Source organism: Propionibacterium ruminifibrarum, assembly GCF_900289195.1.
Classification (GTDB): Bacteria; Actinomycetota; Actinomycetes; order Propionibacteriales; family Propionibacteriaceae; genus Propionibacterium; species Propionibacterium ruminifibrarum.
Map to the genome: position 1 here is coordinate 1 of NZ_OMOH01000032.1, position 285 is coordinate 285.

At 60.4% G+C, this 285-nt stretch carries 1 protein-coding gene; it reads right to left on the bottom strand.

Features of this window, described 5'->3' with window-relative positions; all coding sequences use genetic code 11:
* Positions 1-285: hypothetical protein (locus tag PROPJV5_RS12315; protein WP_420812737.1), on the bottom strand; the 285-nt coding region annotated here is incomplete at both ends.

The following is a 285-nucleotide window of genomic DNA, read 5'->3' on the forward strand; positions in this document are numbered from 1 at the left end:
ACTCACCACCGCCAGCCGCCAGTTCTGCCAATACGTCACCGACGCGATACCCTGGGTGATGAGTTCCCCCCACCTGGTGCGCGGCAGCACCACCATCGACACCGCCACCGTCACCAGAACAGTCGCCACCAACGGCGGCAACAACCGCTTGAACGTATTCACCCACCGCTCCGCGAAGAACGGCATCCGACCCCGCTCAGTACGACGCACAAAAGAACTCGTCATCAAATAAGCCGAGATCATGATGAACGCATCCACACCAATCGGCGAACCAACCGTCCACGC